Below are 979 nucleotides of genomic sequence, written 5' to 3'. Positions count from 1 at the left end.
ATGGTTTCGACGAGGTGGCCGATGTGGCGCCAGGTGTCCTCGACGGTACGTTTCTGAGCTTGGCGCATCCAATGTTTGATCTTGGCGAAGGCCTGCTCGATCGGATTGAGGTCTGGAGAATAGGGCGGCAGGTACCAAAGCCTGGCGCCGGCAGCCTTGATCATCTGCCTGATGGCCGCCGACTTATGACTTCCCAGATTATCCATGACGACGATATCGCCGGGCTTCAGCACCGTGATGAGCTGCTGCTCGACATAGGCGCGGAAGCATTGGCCGTTGATCGGACCGTCGAAGACGCAAGGCGCTGCGAGCCGATCCCAGCGCAGCGCGCCGAGGAAGGTCAGCGTGCGCCAGTGGCCGTGCGGAGCCAAGCCGCGCAGCCGCTTGCCCTTTGGCCCCCAACCCCGCAGCGGAGCCATGTTGGTCTTGATCCAGGTCTCATCGATGAAGACCAGGCACTGCGTATCGAGGCCGGCCTGCCAGGATCGCCATCGCTGACGCCTGCGGGCAACATCAGCGCGTGCCTGCTCAAGAGCGAACAGGGTTTTTTTTGAAGCTCAGGCCCTCGCGCCTCAAGAACAGCCACACCGTGTTGTGCGAGACCTTGATCCCGCGCCCATCCAACTCGTCCTTTAGCCGATGCAGCGTCAGTTCAGAGGTCTGATTGATCCGCTCCACGATGAAGGCCCGATGCGGCTCCAGAACGCGCTTGCGGTGTCCGCCCATCTTGCCCGGCGCCACCGAGCCGGTGGCACGATAACGCTGCGACCACTTCACCACTGAGGAAACCGCAACGCCAAAGCGCGAGGCAACCGCACGGCAGGTCTCCCCATCGCGAACTGCCGCTACTGCACGCTCACGAAGATCATTTGAAAGCGCTCGCGTCATCAGATGCTGGCCTCCTATCCAGCCAGCATCTTGAATCACAAACATCCGACTTTGGGAATCCTACGATTCCCCCAAATTAGGAAACGCTCTA

1 protein-coding gene is annotated in these 979 nt (G+C 60.8%); it reads right to left on the bottom strand.

Annotation, left to right across the window (positions count from 1 at the left end; translation table 11 throughout):
- A protein-coding gene (locus AC07SZ_RS35605) for an IS630 family transposase (protein WP_494917899.1) occupies nucleotides 1-888 on the bottom strand; the annotation gives its coding sequence in 2 pieces (ribosomal slippage) (nucleotides 1-551 and nucleotides 553-888; 887 coding nt annotated over the 2 pieces). This gene is flagged as partial in the annotation.
- Nucleotides 889-979 lie beyond the last annotated feature (91 nt).

It is taken from the genome of Mesorhizobium sp. GW821-FHT07A06 (assembly GCF_059419085.1).
Note: the sequence above shows the minus strand (reverse complement) of the source record. Positions and strands in the feature narration are given on the sequence as shown.